The sequence below is a fragment of the Mesorhizobium koreense genome, assembly GCF_031656215.1.
GTDB classification, from domain to species: Bacteria; Pseudomonadota; Alphaproteobacteria; order Rhizobiales; family Rhizobiaceae; genus Mesorhizobium_L; species Mesorhizobium_L koreense.
Genome location: NZ_CP134228.1, coordinates 777,051 through 793,691, shown reverse-complemented (window position 1 = coordinate 793,691; position 16,641 = coordinate 777,051). Strand labels below are relative to the sequence as shown.

Sequence of the window (16,641 nt, the reverse complement as noted above, 5' to 3'; positions counted from 1 at the left end):
CATTCCTCCCTTTGGTTATCCGTTATAGTTCCGTTCGCAGATGCCACAGTTCTGGAAAGAGTTCCACATCCAGCATCTTGCGCAAGTAGGAAACGCCGGAGGTCCCGCCCGTGCCGCGTTTCATTCCGATGATCCGTTCCACCGTCGTCACGTGATTGAACCGCCAGCGGCGGAAATAATCCTCAAAATCGACCAGCTTCTCGGCCAGTTCGTAAAGCCCCCAATATTTGTCGGGTTCGACATAAACGGCTTTCCACGCCACCTGGACCGCCGCGCTCGGCTCGCGTTTCCGGCTCCAGTCGGTGCGGTAAGCTTCCTCGCCGATATCGAAGCCGTTACGGGCAAGCAGCAACAGCGCCTCGTCATAGAGGCTCGGCCGGACCAGGATCGCTTCCAGTATGCGCACGCGGTCGGGCTGATCGGCATATTGCTTCAGCATCGCGGCATTGCGGTTGCCGGCGAGGAATTCGATGGCTCGGTATTGCCATGACTGGAAGCCCGACGATTGTCCCAGCACGGCGCGAAAACTCGTATATTCGCTGGGCGTCATCGTCCTCAGCACGTCCCAGGCATTGTTCAACTGTTCGAAAATACGGGCGACGCGGGTCAGCTTCTTGAAAGCGGGGCGCAACTCGTCCGCCGCCACCGCCTGCATGGCGCCCCTCAATTCGCTGATAGCGAGTTTCATCCACAGTTCCGAGGTCTGATGCTGGATGATGAAGAGAAGCTCGTCCGGCGAGGCGGAAATCGGTGCCTGCGCGGTCAGCACCTTGTCGAGTTGGAGATAGTCGCTGTAGGACATCGACGGCCTCAGTTCGGCGGCCGCCATTTTTTCCTTCAAATCGTCCGCGCCCATCACGTCACCTTCGCCCGCACGGCATAGGCCGGTTCTTCCCAGAGCCGGCGTTTCATCACGTCTTCCAGCCGGTCGACGGCGGTGAGCACATCGTCCATGCCGAGATAGAGCGGCGTGAAGCCGAAGCGCATGATGTCGGGCGCGCGGAAATCACCGATCACGCCGGCCGCGATCAGCGCCTGCATGGTTTCATAACCGTGCTTGAAGCGGAAGGACACCTGGCTGCCACGCCGGCTGGGATCGCGTGGCGAGGCAAGCTCCAGTCTGGAACAGCGTGCCTCCACTTCCCTGATGAAGCATTCCGACAGCTCGATCGAGCGAGCACGGACAGCCTTCATGTCCACTCCGTCCCACACGTCGAGCGCCGCATCGAGCGCGGCCATGGAGAGGATCGGCGGCGTGCCGACGCGCATGCGCGTGATGCCGTCGCCAGGCCGGTACTGAAGATCGAAAGCAAAGGGCTCCGCATGGCCCATCCAGCCGCCGAGGGCCGGGGCGGCGCGCTTTGCCCATTCCGGCTTGCAATAGATGAAAGCCGGCGCGCCAGGGCCGCCATTCAGATATTTGTAGCCGCAGCCGATGGCGAAATCGGCATCGGCGCCATCGAGGTCGATCGGCAGGGCGCCGGCGGAATGGCAAAGATCCCAGACCGCGATCGCCCCCGCCTTGTGTGCTTTCTCCGTCAGCGACTTCATGTCGTGGAGACGACCGGTGCGGTAGTCGACCTCGGTCAGCATGAGGACAGCGACGGTTTCGTCAATCGTCCGCTCTATCGCTTCAGGCGCCGCGATCTTCAATTCGTAGCCCATGCCCAGGGCCCGGACCGCCTCCTGCGCGACATAGAGATCGTTGGGGAAATTGCCGCTGTCGGACAGAACCACGCGGCGCGTCCCGGCAACCGAAAGCGCCGCTGTCAGCACCTTGAACAGATTGACCGAGGTGGAATCGCCGGCCATCACCGTGCCTTTCGGTGCGCCGACCAGCCTGGCGATCCTGTCGCCCACCCTTTCCGGCAGGCCGATCCAGTCCGCGTCGTTCCAGCCGCGGATCAGCATCGCGCCCCATTCGTCGCGGACGGTGCGGGAGACCCGCTCGGCCACGCCCTTCGGCAGCGGCCCGAGCGAATTGCCGTCGAGATAGACGACGCCTGCGGGAAGATCGAACAGGGCGCGGGTGCGTGTGAAATCGGTCATGCGACTGCCTCGACCGCCGATAGACCCCCACCCCTGGCCCCTCCCCACAAGGGGGAGGGGGACTTAGTCTGGCGCTGCATAGCGCAAATTTCGATGATTTCATCTCGGAAAGCGATGACGGCGTCTCCCTCCCCCTTGTGGGGAGGGGACAGGGGTGGGGGTACGAAGCCGCGCGAATTCCATATGCGATCGCCCTGCCCTTGCAGGGAGAGGCTGGGGGTAGAAGCCACCCTCGTAACAAGTACCGTCATGATCCTTTTCCCTCCCTCAGCCGGAAGCGCTGGATCTTGCCCGTCTGTGTCTTCGGCAAGGCTTCGATGAACTTCACCGAGCGCGGATATTTATACGGCGCGATCGTCGCCTTCACGTGGTCCTGCAACCGCTTGACGGTGAGCGCGTCACGGGCAACGCCCTCGGCCAGTACGACATAGGCCTCGACGATCTGCCCCCGGGCCTGGTCGGGCGCGCCGATCACGGCGCATTCCACCACCTCTTCATGGGAAAGAAGTGCCGCCTCCACCTCCGGGCCGGCGATATTGTAGCCCGACGAGATGATGAGGTCGTCCGAGCGCGCGGCGAAATGGAAATAACCGCCCTCGTCCTGGATGAAGGAATCGCCGGTCAGGTTCCAGCCGTCGCGGACATAGATACGCTGGCGTCGATCATCGAGATAACGGCAGCCGGTCGGCCCGCGCACCGCGAGCTTGCCGATCTCGCCACGCGGCATTTCGTTCATGTCGTCGTCGACGATCTTTGCCTCGTAACCCGTAACCGGCCGCCCGGTCGTGCCGGGCGCGGCATCGCCGAAACGGTTGGTGATGAAGATATGCAGCATTTCCGTCGAGCCGATCCCGTCGAGGATCGGCTTGCCGGTCTTCTTCGTCCATTCCTCGAAGACGGGCGCCGGCAGCGTTTCGCCGGCAGAGACCGCGGCGCGCAGCGAGGAGAGATCGGCCCCCTCGTCCATCGCCTTCAGCATGGCGCGGTAGGCGGTCGGCGCGGTGAAGGAGACCGTCGCGCGGTATTTCTCGATGATCTCGATCATGTTGGGCGGCGAGGCATTTTCCAAGAGCGTGGCGGCCGCTCCGAAGCGCAGCGGGAAGACCGCCAGCCCGCCGAGGCCGAAGGTGAAGGCAAGCGGCGGCGAACCGACGAAGATATCGTCGGGCGTGACGCCGAGCACCTCCTTCGCATAGCCGTCGGCGATGATCAGAAGGTCCCGGTGGAAATGCATCGTCGCCTTGGGCACGCCGGTCGTGCCGGAGGTGAACCCGAGAAGCGCCACGTCGTCGCGGCCGGTTTTCACGGCTTCGAAGATCACCGGCTTGTCGAGGGCGATGCGATCGAGTTCGGCGTCGAAATTGGCGGTGCCATCGAAGCCGATCACTTGTCTGAGGAAGCCGCTAGTCTTGGCGCAGGCGACCATCTCGTCCATCAGCCTCGTGTCGCAGAGTGCGACCGAGATTTCAGCCTTGTCGACGATCTTGGAAAGTTCGCCGGCGCGCAAGAGCGGCATCGTGTTGACGACGACGGCGCCGGCCTTGGTCGCGGCAAGCCAACAGGCGACCATGGCCGGGTTGTTGGCCGAGCGGATCAATACGCGGTTGCCGGGCTGGACGCCGTAATCCTCGACCAGCGCATGCGCCAGCCGGCTCGTCCAGTCAGCCAGTTCCTTGTATGTGCGTCGACGGCCGTTGCCGATCAGCGCGACATGGTCGCCGAAGCCTTTTTCGACCATGCGGTCGGTGAGTTCGACACCGGCATTGAGATATTCGGGGTAGTCGAAGCCCGAGAGCGGGAATTCCGGCCATTCTTCTGCAGGCGGCAGCTTGTCGCGCGCGAATGTGTCGGTATGCGCCGATGGCCCAAGCATCTTATTCCTCCCATTCGCTCCGGAACGATTTCAGCATCTCGGCGAGATGCCGGGCTTCCTCCCTGCCCACCCCGCCGAGCAGTGCGTCCACCCAGCCCTCATGCGCGGCAGCCATGCGGGCGAAGGTCTCCGTGCCCAGTTCCGTCAGCCGCACGATGGAAGCGCGCCGGTCGCCGTCGCGCTTGGAGCGCGCAACCAGGCCGTCCGCCACCAGCCGCTCCACGATGCCGGTCACATTGCCGTTGGAGACGAGCAGGAAGCGCGAAAGACCGCTCATCGCCATCCCGTCCGGCTCGCGATAGAGCGCGGCGAGCACGTCGAAGCGGGGCAGGGTCGAGCCGAATTCCGTCTTCAGCCGCTCGCGCAACTCGGCCTCGATGGAGCGCGAGGCGCGCAGGAGCCTGATCCACAGGCGAAGCCGGTCCTTGGAAGGCGCATCGGGCTGGAAGGCCGTCAACGGCGCACTCACCATCACGCGCCTCCCGAAATGGCGATCGCCTGGCCGGTGACCGAGATAGCTGCGTCGCTGACCAGCCACATGGCGGCGGCCGCGACCTCCTCGGGCTGGATCAGCCGGTGATTGGGATTGGTCTCGGCAAAGCCGCGCCGGGCCTCCTCCTCGCCGCGGCCGGTCTTCTCCATGACGCGCCGGATCGATTCCTCCAGCATCTCGGTCTGGACATAGCCGGGGCAGATCGCATTGACGGTGACGCCGGTCTTAAGCAATTCGGCGGAAAGCGCCCTCATGAGCCCGACCACGCCATGCTTGGACGCGACATAGGGCGCCACATAGGCCGAGCCGCGCAGGCCGGCGACGGAAGCGATGAAGACGATGCGTCCGCGCCCGCGCTCTGCCATGCCTTTCAGCGCCGGGCGCACGGTAAGGAACGCTCCCGTCAGATTGACATTGAGAATACGGTTCCAGTCTTCGAGCGTCGTCCTATAGGCGGGCGCGCTGGAGGCGGTGCCGGCATTGGCGACGACAATGTCGAAGGGGCCGCGCGCGCCTTCGGCGGCTTCATAGAGCGCCGCGACGGAGGCCTCGTCGGTTACGTCGGCGACATGAGCGTGGATATTCCGATTTCCCACCGCGACCGCTTCCAGAGGCGCGGCCTTGCGGCCGCAGACGGTCACCGCGATACCGGATTCGGCAAGCGAAAGCGCGACCGCCCGGCCGATGCCTGACCCGCCGCCGCTGACCAGGGCGTGATGAAGGGCGGTCATTGAATCGACCCCGTGGTTCCGGGCCCGCCGCTATACCCCCACTCCGTCTCGGGCTGCGCCCGAGCCACCTCTCCCCCACTGCGTGAGGTAGAGGAAATGCCGGCCGCGAGTCGGGCGCCCTTCCTCTCCCTCGGGCAGGGGGAGAGGTGGTTCGCGAAGCGAACCGGAGTGGGGGTGCTTTCCTTGTCGCCGTACATCACACCTTCCCCGTCATGGCTTCCTGGCGCTTGGCCAGCCGGTATAGCTGGTCGCGGCCGGGGAGGTAGGGATCGGGCCATTTCACGCCGTGGTCGCCGAGCTTCGCCGCCGCATGCAGCGTCCAGTACGGATCGGCCAAATGCGGACGCGCCATGCAGACGAGGTCCGCGCGGCCGGCCATGAGGATGGAATTGGCGTGGTCCGGCTCGTAGATGTTGCCCACCGCAATGGTCGCCATGCCGGTCTCGTTGCGGATACGGTCGGAAAAGGGCGTCTGAAACATGCGGCCGTAAACAGGCTTTGCCCGTGTCGAGGTCTGGCCTGCCGAGACATCGCAGATATCGACGCCCGCCTCATACAGCATGCGCGCGATCCCGACTGCCGCCCCCGGCGTCACGCCCTCCTCGCCGACCCAGTCATTCGCCGATATGCGCACCGAGATCGGTTTTTCTTCCGGCCACACGGCGCGTACCGCCCGGAAAATCTCCAGCGGATAGCGCATGCGGTTTTCGAGCGACCCGCCATATTCGTCGGTGCGCTTGTTGGTAAGCGGCGAAATGAAGGAGGAAAGCAGATAGCCATGGGCGAAATGCAACTCCACCATGTCGAAGCCGCAGCGTTCCGCCATGCGGGCAGAGGCGACGAACTGGTCCCGCACCCTGTCCATATCGGCGCGGTCCATCGCTTTCGGCACCTGGTTTTGCGGTGACCAGGGGACGGAAGAGGCGGCGATCAGCGGCCAGTTGCCTTCCGCGAGCGGCGCGTCGGCCTCTTCCCAGCCAAGCTGCGTGGAGCCCTTTGGTCCCGAATGGCCAATCTGCGCGCAGATCTTCGCCTCGGTCTCGCGATGCACGAAACCGACGATGCGCTTCCACGCCGCTTCGTGCTCGGGTTTGTAGAAGCCGGTGCAGCCGGGCGTGATGCGGCCCTCCGGCGACACGCATGTCATCTCGATGGTGACGAGCCCCGCGCCGCCCTTGGCCCTTTCGCAATAATGCACGAAGTGCCAGTCGGTCGGCGTGCCGTCGACGGCGCGATACTGTGCCATCGGCGAAACGACGATGCGGTTTTTCAAGGTCAGATCACGCAGGCGGAAAGGCGCGAAGATGGGCGGCCGGTTGGTGTTGGCCGGGGCGCCGGCATGCTTCTGGAACCAGGCCTCCGCGCCGGCCAGCCATCGGGGATCGCGCAGGCGCAGATTCTCATGGCTGATGCGCTGCGAGCGCGTCAGGAGCGAATAGTTGAACTGCACCGGGTCGAGATCGAGATAGCGCTCGACCTCCTCGAACCATTCCAGCGAGTTGCGCGCCGCCGATTGCAGCTTCAGCACCTCCGTGCGCCGCGCATCCTCGTATTTCCCGAAAGCCGCATCGAGGCTCTTTTCGGAATGGAGATAGTCGGCAAGCGCGATGGCGCTTTCAAGCGCCAGCTTGGTGCCGGAACCGATCGAGAAATGCGCGCTCGCCGCCGCATCGCCCATCAGGGCCAGGTTCTCGTGCGACCAGCGTTCGCACAGAACGCGCGGGAAATTGATCCAGGCCGAGCCGCGCAGATGGCGGGCATTGGAGATCAGGCTGTTTCCGTCCAGATACTTGGCGAAGATACGCTCGCACACGGCGATCGATTCATCCTGGCTCATCCGGCCGAAGCCGAAGCGGTTCCAGGTCTCCTCGCTGCATTCGACGATGAACGTCGCCGTGTCGGCGTCGAACTGGTAGGCATGCGCCCACACCCAGCCATGCTCGGTCTTCTCGAAGATGAAGGTGAAGGCATCATTGAATTTCTGGTGCGTGCCAAGCCAGACGAACTTGCATTTACGTATGTCGATGTCCGGCTTGAAGACATGCTCGAAGGCATGTCGCGCCTTCGAGTTCACCCCGTCGGCCGCGAGAACGAGGTCGTTTTCCACCATGAAGGGACGAGGGTCGTCGATCTCCTTTTCAAAGACCAGTTCGACCCCCAGCTCGCGGGCGCGCGCCTGCAACAGGGTGAGCAGGCGCATGCGGCCGATGCCGCAAAAGCCGTGACCGGTGGAGACGGTGCGCACGCCCTTGTGGATGACGGCGATGTCGCCCCAATAGGCGAAATGCTCGCGGATGGCGGTCGCGCTTTTGGCATCGTTGGCGGCGAGATTGTCGAGCGTCTCGTCGGACAGCACCACGCCCCAGCCGAACGTATCGTCGGCGCGATTGCGCTCATAGACGGTGACCTGATGGCCGGCGTCCCTGAGCTTCATCGAAATCGCGAAATAGAGGCCGGCGGGCCCGCCGCCGAGGATCGCGATTTTCATCCTGCGTTCCTTCCTCCCTGATTGACCGGAGCATGACACCGCCGGCGAGTTACTTCAAGCATGAAGTTTTAAGGTTGAAATAATTTCCGACCTGCAGATAGGGATGACACACCGCGCCACCGGCGCTACGAGGGGCGGGCTTGGGTGACTGGCCTGAGACCGGCCGGAGGGAGGAGCGATGGTTTTCCGTCACGTCGAGGACTGGGATGCCGCCTATGCCAATACCGTCAACATCGCCGGCGGCGCTGCCTATCCCGATCGCTGGGAAAAGGACGCTGCTTCGTTCCGGCATCTTCTGCAGCACGAGGGACGGGCGGAACTTTCCATTCGCTACGGCAAAGGCGAGCGCAATCGTTTCGACCTGTTCCACCCCGCCAGCGCGCCCAGGGGGCTCGTCGTCTTCATCCATGGCGGCTACTGGATGCGCTTCGACGAGAGCAGTTGGTCGCATCTGGCCGCGGGATCGCTAGAAGCCGGGTTCGCGGTTGCGATGCCGACCTATACGCTCTGCCCCGAAAACCGGATCTCCGGCATCACGCGCGAGGTATGCGTTGCGATAGAAGCAGCCGCCGCGCGCGTGGCCGGACCGCTGCATCTGACGGGCCATTCGGCGGGCGGCCATCTCGCCGCGCGCATGGTCTCCGCCACCTCGCCGCTCTCCGTGGCCGTGCGGTCCCGCATCGGCAACGTCGTCTCCATTTCGGGACTGCACGACCTCCGCCCGATGATGACGACGGCCATGAACGCGACACTCAAGCTCGACGAGGATGAGGCGCTTGCCGAAAGTCCCGCCCTCCTAAGGCCCCTGCCCGGCACACGCCTCATCTGCTGGGCCGGCGCCGGCGAGCGCGCCGAATTCGTGCGCCAGAACGCGCTGCTCGCCAATGTGTGGGCAGGGCTTGGCGCGTCGACGGCCTGCGTCGAGGAACCGGACCGCCACCATTACAGCGTGATCGAGGGTCTCGAGGACGCCTCGCATCCGCTGACGCGCGCACTTCTGGCGACACAATGAAGCAGAGGCGGACGGACGGGTGAGCGGTGCCGCGCTTCACAGGCGCAAGGGCCGATGCTAAGGCATAAGAGCGGGGCGGCCCGACAATCGTCGAACCGCTTCGGCACACTGAAAAAGAATCAGGCGGCGGGCAAACCGCCGCAGGGAGCCATGGGAACCATCATCGAACTCCGGGGCGTATCGAGGCGCTTCGGCGGCTTTCTGGCCGTCAATGACTGCAGCCTCTCGGTCACGGCCGGCTCGGTGACCGGATTGATCGGGCCGAACGGCGCCGGTAAGTCGACGCTGTTCAACATGGTGGCCGGCAATCTGGTTCCGACCTCCGGCACCATCCTGCTCGACGGCGAGGACGTGACCGGCCTCGCGGCGCACGAACTGTTCTCGCGCGGCCTGCTCAGGACCTTCCAGATCGCCCACGAATTCTCGCACATGACGGTGACGGAGAATCTGATGATGGTCCCGGCGCGCCAGTCCGGGGAAAGCCTCGTGGAAGCCTGGTTCCGCCCAGCGCGGGTGGCTGGCGAGGAAGCCGCCATCCGCCGCAAGGCCGAGGAGGTGCTCGACTTCCTGAAGATCACCCACGTCAAGAATGAACTGGCGGGAAACCTTTCGGGCGGCCAGAAGAAGCTCCTGGAACTCGGCCGTACCATGATGGCCGACGCCAAAATCGTCCTGCTCGACGAGATCGCCGCCGGCGTCAACCGGACGCTGCTCAACGATCTCGCCAGCAATATCGAGCGGCTGAATCAGGAGCTCGGCTACACCTTCTTCGTCATCGAGCACGACATGGACCTGATCGCGCGGCTGTGCGACCCGGTGATCGTCATGGCCGCCGGCTCCGTCATGACACAGGGCCATATCGCCGACATCCAGAAGAACGAAACCGTGATCGAGGCTTATTTCGGCGGCTCGCCGACCGGCAACGCCACCACCATTTCGGCTGCCGTGGAGGCGGCGCGTGGCGCCGGAGCGTCGGCATGAGCCTGCTCGCGGTTACCAACCTTCATGCCGGCTACGGCCAGATGACCATCCTGAAGGGCGTCGACATGACACTCGACGCCGGCGAGATCGGCGTCATCGTCGGGCCGAACGGCGCCGGCAAATCGACGATGCTGAAGGCGATCTTCGGCATGCTCAATATCAGCGAGGGTACGGTCGGCTTCGACGGCGCCGACATCACCGGCATGCGCTCGGAGAAGCTCGCCGCGCACAAGATCGCCTTCGTGCCGCAGGAGGCGAATGTCTTCTCCTCGCTCACCGTGCAGGAAAACCTCGAGATGGGGGCCTATAGCCGGCGCGACGCCTATGGCGCGGTCATAGACAGCGTCTACGAGATCTTCCCCGACCTGAAGGACAAGCGCGGGCAGCCGGCGGGCGAGCTTTCAGGCGGCCAACGCCAGATGGTCGCTTTCGGCCGCGCATTGATGATCGAGCCGAAGCTGATCCTTCTCGACGAGCCGACGGCAGGGCTGTCGCCTCTGTTCATGTCGGTGATCTTCGACCGCGTCATCGCCATCAACAGGACCGGGGTGACCGTGGCGATGGTCGAACAGAACGCCAAACAGGCGCTGGCGATCGCGCACAAAGGCTTCGTGCTCGCCAACGGGCGGAACTCCTATACCGGGACGGGGAATGAACTGCTCGCCAATCCGGACGTCGCCCGCAGCTTCCTCGGCGGCTGAGGAGGAGCAGCGTATGGCGGGACAGGCAACAGCACGGGGCACGCGGGCTTGAACGAACTGGTCTTCTTCGTCGACAACGGCCTGATCGCAGGCCTGATCATCGGCGCGATCTATGCGCTGGGCGCGATCGGCGTGACGCTGATCTTCGGCATCCTGCGCTTCGCCCACTTCGCCCATGGCGACATGATGACGATGGGCGCGTTCATTTCACTCATTATCGCCTTCATGCTGAAATCGGCCGGCGTCCACGGCCCCTTCGCGCTCGTCTTCATCGGCATGTTCCCGGCAATGATCATCACCGCGGCCATCGCCATCGGGCTCGACAAAATCTTCTACAAGCCGCTCCGCGAAGCCGGCGCCCGCCCGATCGTGCTTGTCATGGCTTCGCTCGGCGTCACCCTAATGCTGCAGGGCGTGCTGCGGCTCTTCGGCGGCGTCAGCGCGCGCAACATGTTCATCGATCGGCCGAAAGAGATTTTCCAGTTCCACCTTCCCGGCGCCCACCGGCCGATCGTGCTGACCGAGCCGCAGGTGATCCTCTTCCTCTTCACTGCCGTCACCGTCATTGCGCTCCATTATTTCCTGACGCGCACACGGCTCGGCAAGGCGATGCGGGCCGTTTCCGACAACCCGGACCTTGCGCGCATCACCGGCATCAGCACGGAGCATGTCGTCTGGGCGACATGGATCATCGGGGGAGCGCTTGCCTGCGCGGCCGGCACGCTGCTCTCCATGGACGTGGCGCTGAAGCCCGACCTCTCATGGAACATCCTGCTGCCGATCTTCGCTGCGACCATCGTCGGCGGCATCGGCCAGCCCTACGGCGCCATCGCCGGCGGCTTCCTCGTCGGCCTGTGCGAGTCGCTCTCGGTGTTCAACTGGGCGATCCTGCTCAGGCCGATCAAGCCATATCTGTGGTTCGACATTCCATCGAGCCTGGCGCTGGTGCCGACCGAGTACAAGCTGATGGTGCCGTTCCTGATCCTTATCATCGTGCTGATCTATCGGCCGACAGGCATCTTCAAGGGGAGGGTTCTCTGATGACTCAGCCCGCTCCCTCCGAGCGCAAGGACCACCATTCCGCCGCCGGATGGCAGCGTGACGTTCTCGCCTTCTCAGGACTCGCGATCGTCATCCTGGTCCTCTTTCTCAGCCAGGGCGCGGTCTATTCGGTCCGCGTCATGGTGGAAGCCGGCTGCTATGCGCTGCTGGCGCTCGGCCTCACCATCCAGTGGGGTTATGCCGGTATGTTCAACATCGGCATCATGGGTTTCCTCGCTGCTGGTGCCGCGAGCTCGATGCTCATCTCCTTCCCGGCCAACCCGAAATTCTGGGCCTCGCCCGGGCCGATGCTGGTTGCCCTCTTCATCGGCAAGCTCTTCCTGTGCGGCATCGCCATCTGGGTCGCCAACAAGGCGGACCAGATCGGCGCCAGCCGGCGGCTGAAGGGAATCATCGTCACCCTTGTCCTCATCGTCTCCTTCGTCGTCATCTCGAACCACATGGCGTCGATGTCGAAAGAGATCGAAAGCACGAGCGGCTGGATGGGCGGCCTTGGCCTTCCGGTCTTCTTCGGCTGGGCGGTCGCCGGCCTCGTCGCGGCGATCATCGCCTGGGCCGTCGGCAAGATCTGCCTAGGCCTGAGGTCGGACTATCTGGCGATCGCCACGCTCGGCATCGCCGCCATCATCAAGACCTTCCTGAAGAACGCCGACTGGCTCACGCGCGGCACACTGACGGTCTCGCCGCTGCCCTGGCCGGTGCCGACACCGGCGGATGGCCATTTCTTCCTCGCCCGCTTCTACTATCTCTGCGTCGTCGTGGCGATCATGGTGCTGCTCTACCTCTTGCTGCAACGCGCCTACTACGCCCCTTGGGGCCGGATGATGCGCGCCATCCGCGACAATGAGGACGCGGCGGAAGCCATGGGTAAGGACGTAACGAAGCGGCGCCTGCAGATCTTCGTGCTCGGCTGCATCCCGATGGGGGTAGGCGGCGCGATGCTCATCCATTTCGCGCAGATCTACGATCCCTCGGCCTTCATCGACCTCAACTACACCTTCCTCATCTGGGTGATGGTTATCCTCGGCGGCGCCGGCAACAATCGCGGCGCAATCCTGGGCGCCGTCTTCGTCTATATCATATGGACCGCCTCGGCGCCGATCGCGCTTTGGCTCTTCCATCTGGCCGCCTATTACGGCCACGAATGGGTGGGCTGGCAGCCGCCTTCGGATCTCGACAGCCGGGCGCTCGAAATGCGTGTCTTCGTCGTCGGCCTGGCCATCACCCTGGTGCTGCGTTATGCGCCGAACGGCGTCCTGCCCGAACCACGGGCGCGTCATTGAAGCCAACACGCGGGCAGCTAGTTTTCCGCATGCGCGGATCGCCCAGATGAAAGCCTCGGGTGGGGCGTCTGTCTCAACCATTCCGGGGCAGTGGCTGCCCCGGAATGGCTGATCGGATCGCTATTCAGGCCTTTTCGAGCCAGACCTTCTGCAGATCGACCTGGAAGGTCGGATGGATGCCGTAGCCCTGAACCTCTTTTGTCATGTGACAGAAAAGGGACTGCCAGAAGGGCTGGATGATCACGCCCGAATCCTGCAGGATGGTCTCGACATCCTTCATGACCTGCTTGCGCTTCTCCGGATCGGCGATGGCCATCGCCTCGCCGAGCTTCTTGTCGAAGTCCGGATTGGAATAGCCCGATTCATTCCAGGCCGCGCCGGTCGTGTAGCCCAGAGCGAGGGCCTGGACGCCGAGCGGGCGCATATACCAGATCGTTATGGAATAGGGATATTTCGTCCAGTCGTTCCAGAACGTCGAGCCCGGCAGCACGGTCCGCTTCACCTTGAAGCCGGCGTCGCGCAACTGCCCGGCGATCGCGTCACCCGTATTCTTCTGCCAGTTGTCGTCGACCGTTATGAGTTCGTGCTCGAAATCCATCTGGCCGGCTTCCGCCATGAGCTTTTTGGCGCCATCGAGGTCACGCTGCTTCTTCGGCAGCGGGTAATACTCCGGATGGATCGGGCTCACATGATGATTCTCGCCGACCTTTCCCTTGCCGGCATAGCCGAGCTGGAGGACGGCATTGTTGTCGACCGCCATCTGCAGCGCGTTGCGTACGCGCTGGTCGTCATAGGGCTTGTTCTCCACATGGGTGCGCGCCACGACCGTCGTCGCGGTGTCCACGTCGGATTTCACCAGCCCCATTCCGTCCATGATCTCGATGAAATCGACGGGCGTCTCCATATTGGCGTCGATCTCGCCTGAATCGAACGCGTTGACCACGGCGTTCGCTTCCGTGCCGTAGTCGACGAAGTCGGCGCCGTCGAGCAGTGCCTCGCCGCCCCACCATTTGCCGTTTTCGCGGCGCTTGACGGAAGCGCGTGAACCGACCTGGTACGAAACCAGCTCGAACGCGCCGGTGCCGATGGGGTGCGCCACCGGATCTCTGCCGTTCTCCTCGAATTTCCGATGCACGATAAGCGCCGGATAATCCGTGAAATTGGCGATGATTGAGATATCGGATTTGTTGAGCTTGAGCTTGACGGTGTGGTCGTCCGTCTTGGTGATGGCGCCGTTCTTGGCCTTGCCCGTCTTGTCGTCAATCAGTGTGATGACGCGCGCGGCCATCGAATTGCCCGAGGCCGCCTTGTCGCACCAGCGGTTGAGGTTGAAGACGACATCGTCCGCATTGAAGGGGTCGCCATTGTTCCAGGTAACGCCCTTGCGGACATGGAGGACATATTCGGTCGCGTCGTCGTTGATCTCCCAGCTTTCGAGCAGCGTCGGCTCGAAGGTGAAGGTGCGCGTATAGGTGACCAGCGGCTCGAGCCAGGTGCGTGTGACGTTGGCCAACTCGACCCAGTCATAAGTGCGCGGATCCTTCTGCGCCTTCACTGACATGGCGATCCTGAGAGTGCCGCCCTTCTTCGGCTCCGCCGCCTTCGCCTCTTTCGGGAGCGACAGGCCGATCATGCTGTATGCAAGGGCGGCGGAGGCGCCCATCGTGCTCGCGATCGCCAGAAATTCGCGCCGGTCCATCCGGCCGCGCCGCGCCTCTTCCGCCATGTCGTGCACGACAGGGGGCACACGATCCGAATTGCTCTTGTAGAATGTCATGGTCGTTCCTCCTTTCAGGTTCCCTTTTTCTCTGGATTTGATTGTCCTGTGGCTTCTTCTCCCGACTGAGGCTCAGAACCGCAACGCGTAGCGGATGCCGTCATAGATGGCGGCGTGGATGTTGCGCGAGGCGACCGCGTCGCCGATCCTGAGAAGCGCGAAGCCGCCGTCGGGATTGCGGAAGGGGAAGACATTGCCGCCCTTGACCAGCGCTTCGTAGTCGACCGCGCCGCCATTCGAGGAGAGCGGTTTCAGCACGTGATAGAGTTCGTCATTGGCGAAGGTCCCGTGCTCGCCGACGATCTGGTCCACCCTCCGTTCCTCGCTCCATTCCGGCACGAAATCGGAGCCGAGCGTAGCGATGAGCTTGTTGCCGTCGCGGCGGACGGATCTCAGCCGCGTGTTGATGGTGACGCGGACGCCGCGGCGGTGGAATTCGCGCATATAGGGCACATGGTTCATGCCGCCCATTTCCGGCGCGAAGAAACGCTCCGGCGAGACCAACTCGACGCCCGAGCCGGCGATGGCCGCAAGCTCCGCAGCCGTCATCCCCTGATGGCCGCCATTGTCGTCATAGACCAGCACCGTCTCGGCCGGCTTGGCCGCGCCTGAAATGATGTCCCAGCTCGTCGTGACGAGATCGTCGCCCGCGTCGAGCGGCGGCGGTTGCGGCAGGCCGCCCGTGGCGATCACGACGATGTCCGGCTCGAGCGCCGTCACGTCTTGCGCCTCGGCCCAGCAATCGTAGCGGATCGGCACGCCGAGCCGCTCCAGTTCGGACAGGCGCCAGTCGACGATCCCGATCAGCTCGCGCCGGCGCGGGTTCTGCGCGGCGAGCCGTACCTGCCCGCCTGCCTGCGGCGCGGCTTCGAGCACCGAGACCGAATGGCCGCGCTCGGCAGCCGCGCGCGCCATCTCCAGCCCGGCCGGGCCGGCGCCGACGACCACCACCTTCTTCAGCGGCCCGTCCGAACGCGAAATGATATGCGGGATCGTCGCCTCGCGCCCGGTCGCGGCATTGTGGATGCAGAGCGCCTCGCCGCCTTCATAGATCCGGTCGAGGCAGTAGGTCGCGCCGACGCAGGGACGGATGCGATGCTCCTCGCCCGCCGCGACCTTGGCGGCGATATAAGGATCGGCGATATGCGGCCTCGTCATGCCGACCATGTCGAGCTTGCCTTCGGCGACCGCGTGACGGGCGGTCGCCACATCCGAGATGCGGGCGGCGTGGAAGATCGGGAACTTAGTGGCGGCGCGCACCTCGCCGGTAAAATCGAGATGCGGCGCGGAGCGCATGCCGGCGATCGGGATGACCTCGTTGAGCGCCGCATCGGTCTCGATATGGCCGCGGATGATGTTGAGGAAATCGACCTTGCCGGAACGGGCGAAGCGCTGGGCGATCTCCACACCTTCGGCGCGCGACAGGCCCTTTTCCCAATCCTCGTCTGCGACCATGCGTACGCCGACGATGAACTTTTCTCCGACCGCCTTCCTGACCGCCTCGACCACCATGAAGGCGAAGCGCAGCCTATTGTCGAGGCTGCCGGCGAAAGCGTCTTCGCGCTTGTTGGTCGCCGGCGACCAGAAGGAATCCATCAGATGCCCGTAGGCCTCGAACTCGATCCCGTCGAGGCCGGCGGCCTGCATCCTTTGGGCCGCTGCCGCATAGTCGGCGACGATACGCTCGATGTCCCAGTCTTCCGCCTCCTTGGGAAAGGAGCGATGCGCCGGCTCGCGCACCGGCGAGGCGGAAAGCACCGGCAGCCAGTCGGCCTTGTTCCAGTTGGTGCGGCGGCCGAGATGGGTGATCTGGATCATGACCGCCGCGCCATGTTCGTGGCATTCGTCCGCGAGTTCCTTCAGCCATGGCACGATGGCGTCGTCATAGGCGTGCAGATTGCCGAAGGCGGCGGGGCTGTCCCGGCTGACGACGGCCGAGCCGGCCGTCATGGTGAGCGCGATGCCGCCCTTTGCCTTCTCGGCATGGTAGCGCCGGTAGCGCTCCTTGGGCATGCCATCCTCGGAATAGGCCGGCTCGTGCGAGGTCGACATCAGCCGGTTCCGGAGCGTCAGATGCTTGAGCTGGAAGGGCTGGAGGAGCGGATCTTTTCCGGTTAATGAGCTCATGGCTGCCTTGCCCTAACGTGAAGCAGAAGCTGCAGCCGGGTCAACCTTTCACCGGAAATTCCAT

Annotated in this window: 13 protein-coding genes; 5 read left to right on the top strand and 8 right to left on the bottom strand. The window is 64.0% G+C overall.

Translation table 11 applies throughout. The annotated features are described in order from the left end of the window. Positions 1-22: 22 nt before the first annotated feature. The 6 genes from kynA to RBH77_RS03665 form a co-directional block, all read right to left on the bottom strand. Positions 23-856, bottom strand: a complete 834-nt coding sequence (gene kynA, locus RBH77_RS03690) for a tryptophan 2,3-dioxygenase (RefSeq protein ID WP_311030804.1) — start codon at positions 854-856, stop codon at positions 23-25. Beyond that, positions 856-2,049 (bottom strand): kynureninase, encoded by a 1,194-nt coding sequence (gene kynU / locus RBH77_RS03685; RefSeq protein ID WP_311030803.1) that lies wholly within the window; start codon positions 2,047-2,049, stop codon positions 856-858. Before kynU ends, kynA begins: the two co-directional genes overlap by 1 nt. Before the next feature lie 247 nt (positions 2,050-2,296). Then, entirely contained in the window at positions 2,297-3,922 is a 1,626-nt protein-coding gene (locus tag RBH77_RS03680; RefSeq protein WP_311030802.1) for an AMP-binding protein, read from the bottom strand. Position 3,923: 1 nt separating this feature from the next. Beyond that, on the bottom strand, positions 3,924-4,394 hold the full coding sequence (locus RBH77_RS03675; RefSeq protein WP_311030801.1) for a MarR family winged helix-turn-helix transcriptional regulator: 471 nt from the start codon (positions 4,392-4,394) through the stop codon (positions 3,924-3,926). Continuing rightward, the gene (locus tag RBH77_RS03670) at positions 4,394-5,146 is read right to left on the bottom strand and encodes an SDR family NAD(P)-dependent oxidoreductase (protein ID WP_311030800.1); all 753 of its coding nucleotides are present in this window, start codon (positions 5,144-5,146) and stop codon (positions 4,394-4,396) included. The genes RBH77_RS03675 and RBH77_RS03670 overlap by 1 nt, the downstream gene beginning before the upstream one ends. Positions 5,147-5,342: 196 nt before the next feature. Further along, the gene (locus tag RBH77_RS03665; RefSeq protein ID WP_311030799.1) at positions 5,343-7,634 is read right to left on the bottom strand and encodes a bifunctional salicylyl-CoA 5-hydroxylase/oxidoreductase; all 2,292 of its coding nucleotides are present in this window, start codon (positions 7,632-7,634) and stop codon (positions 5,343-5,345) included. Between the two features lie 178 nt (positions 7,635-7,812). Between RBH77_RS03665 and RBH77_RS03660 the strand changes: the two genes are divergently transcribed. From RBH77_RS03660 to RBH77_RS03640, 5 genes are all read left to right on the top strand, one after another. Beyond that, positions 7,813-8,646 (top strand): hormone-sensitive lipase, encoded by an 834-nt coding sequence (locus RBH77_RS03660; RefSeq protein ID WP_311030798.1) that lies wholly within the window; start codon positions 7,813-7,815, stop codon positions 8,644-8,646. A gap of 150 nt (positions 8,647-8,796) precedes the next feature. Then, a complete protein-coding gene (locus RBH77_RS03655) occupies positions 8,797-9,627 on the top strand; it encodes an ABC transporter ATP-binding protein (protein ID WP_311030797.1) in 831 nt (276 codons plus the stop codon). Continuing rightward, positions 9,624-10,328, top strand: a complete 705-nt coding sequence (locus RBH77_RS03650) for an ABC transporter ATP-binding protein (protein ID WP_311030796.1) — start codon at positions 9,624-9,626, stop codon at positions 10,326-10,328. Before RBH77_RS03655 ends, RBH77_RS03650 begins: the two co-directional genes overlap by 4 nt. Before the next feature lie 48 nt (positions 10,329-10,376). Continuing rightward, positions 10,377-11,369: a branched-chain amino acid ABC transporter permease gene (locus RBH77_RS03645; RefSeq protein WP_311030795.1), complete on the top strand. Its 993-nt coding sequence runs from the start codon at positions 10,377-10,379 to the stop codon at positions 11,367-11,369. Further along, complete coding sequence (locus RBH77_RS03640) at positions 11,369-12,673, top strand: branched-chain amino acid ABC transporter permease (protein ID WP_311030794.1); 1,305 nt, start codon at positions 11,369-11,371, stop codon at positions 12,671-12,673. Before RBH77_RS03645 ends, RBH77_RS03640 begins: the two co-directional genes overlap by 1 nt. Before the next feature lie 124 nt (positions 12,674-12,797). Here the strand turns inward: RBH77_RS03640 and RBH77_RS03635 are convergent, their stop codons facing one another. Together RBH77_RS03635 and RBH77_RS03630 are read right to left on the bottom strand one after the other, a co-directional pair. Next, the gene (locus RBH77_RS03635) at positions 12,798-14,450 is read right to left on the bottom strand and encodes an ABC transporter substrate-binding protein (RefSeq protein ID WP_311030793.1); all 1,653 of its coding nucleotides are present in this window, start codon (positions 14,448-14,450) and stop codon (positions 12,798-12,800) included. Positions 14,451-14,522: 72 nt separating this feature from the next. Then, a complete protein-coding gene (locus tag RBH77_RS03630; protein WP_311030792.1) occupies positions 14,523-16,577 on the bottom strand; it encodes an oxidoreductase in 2,055 nt (684 codons plus the stop codon). Positions 16,578-16,641 lie beyond the last annotated feature (64 nt).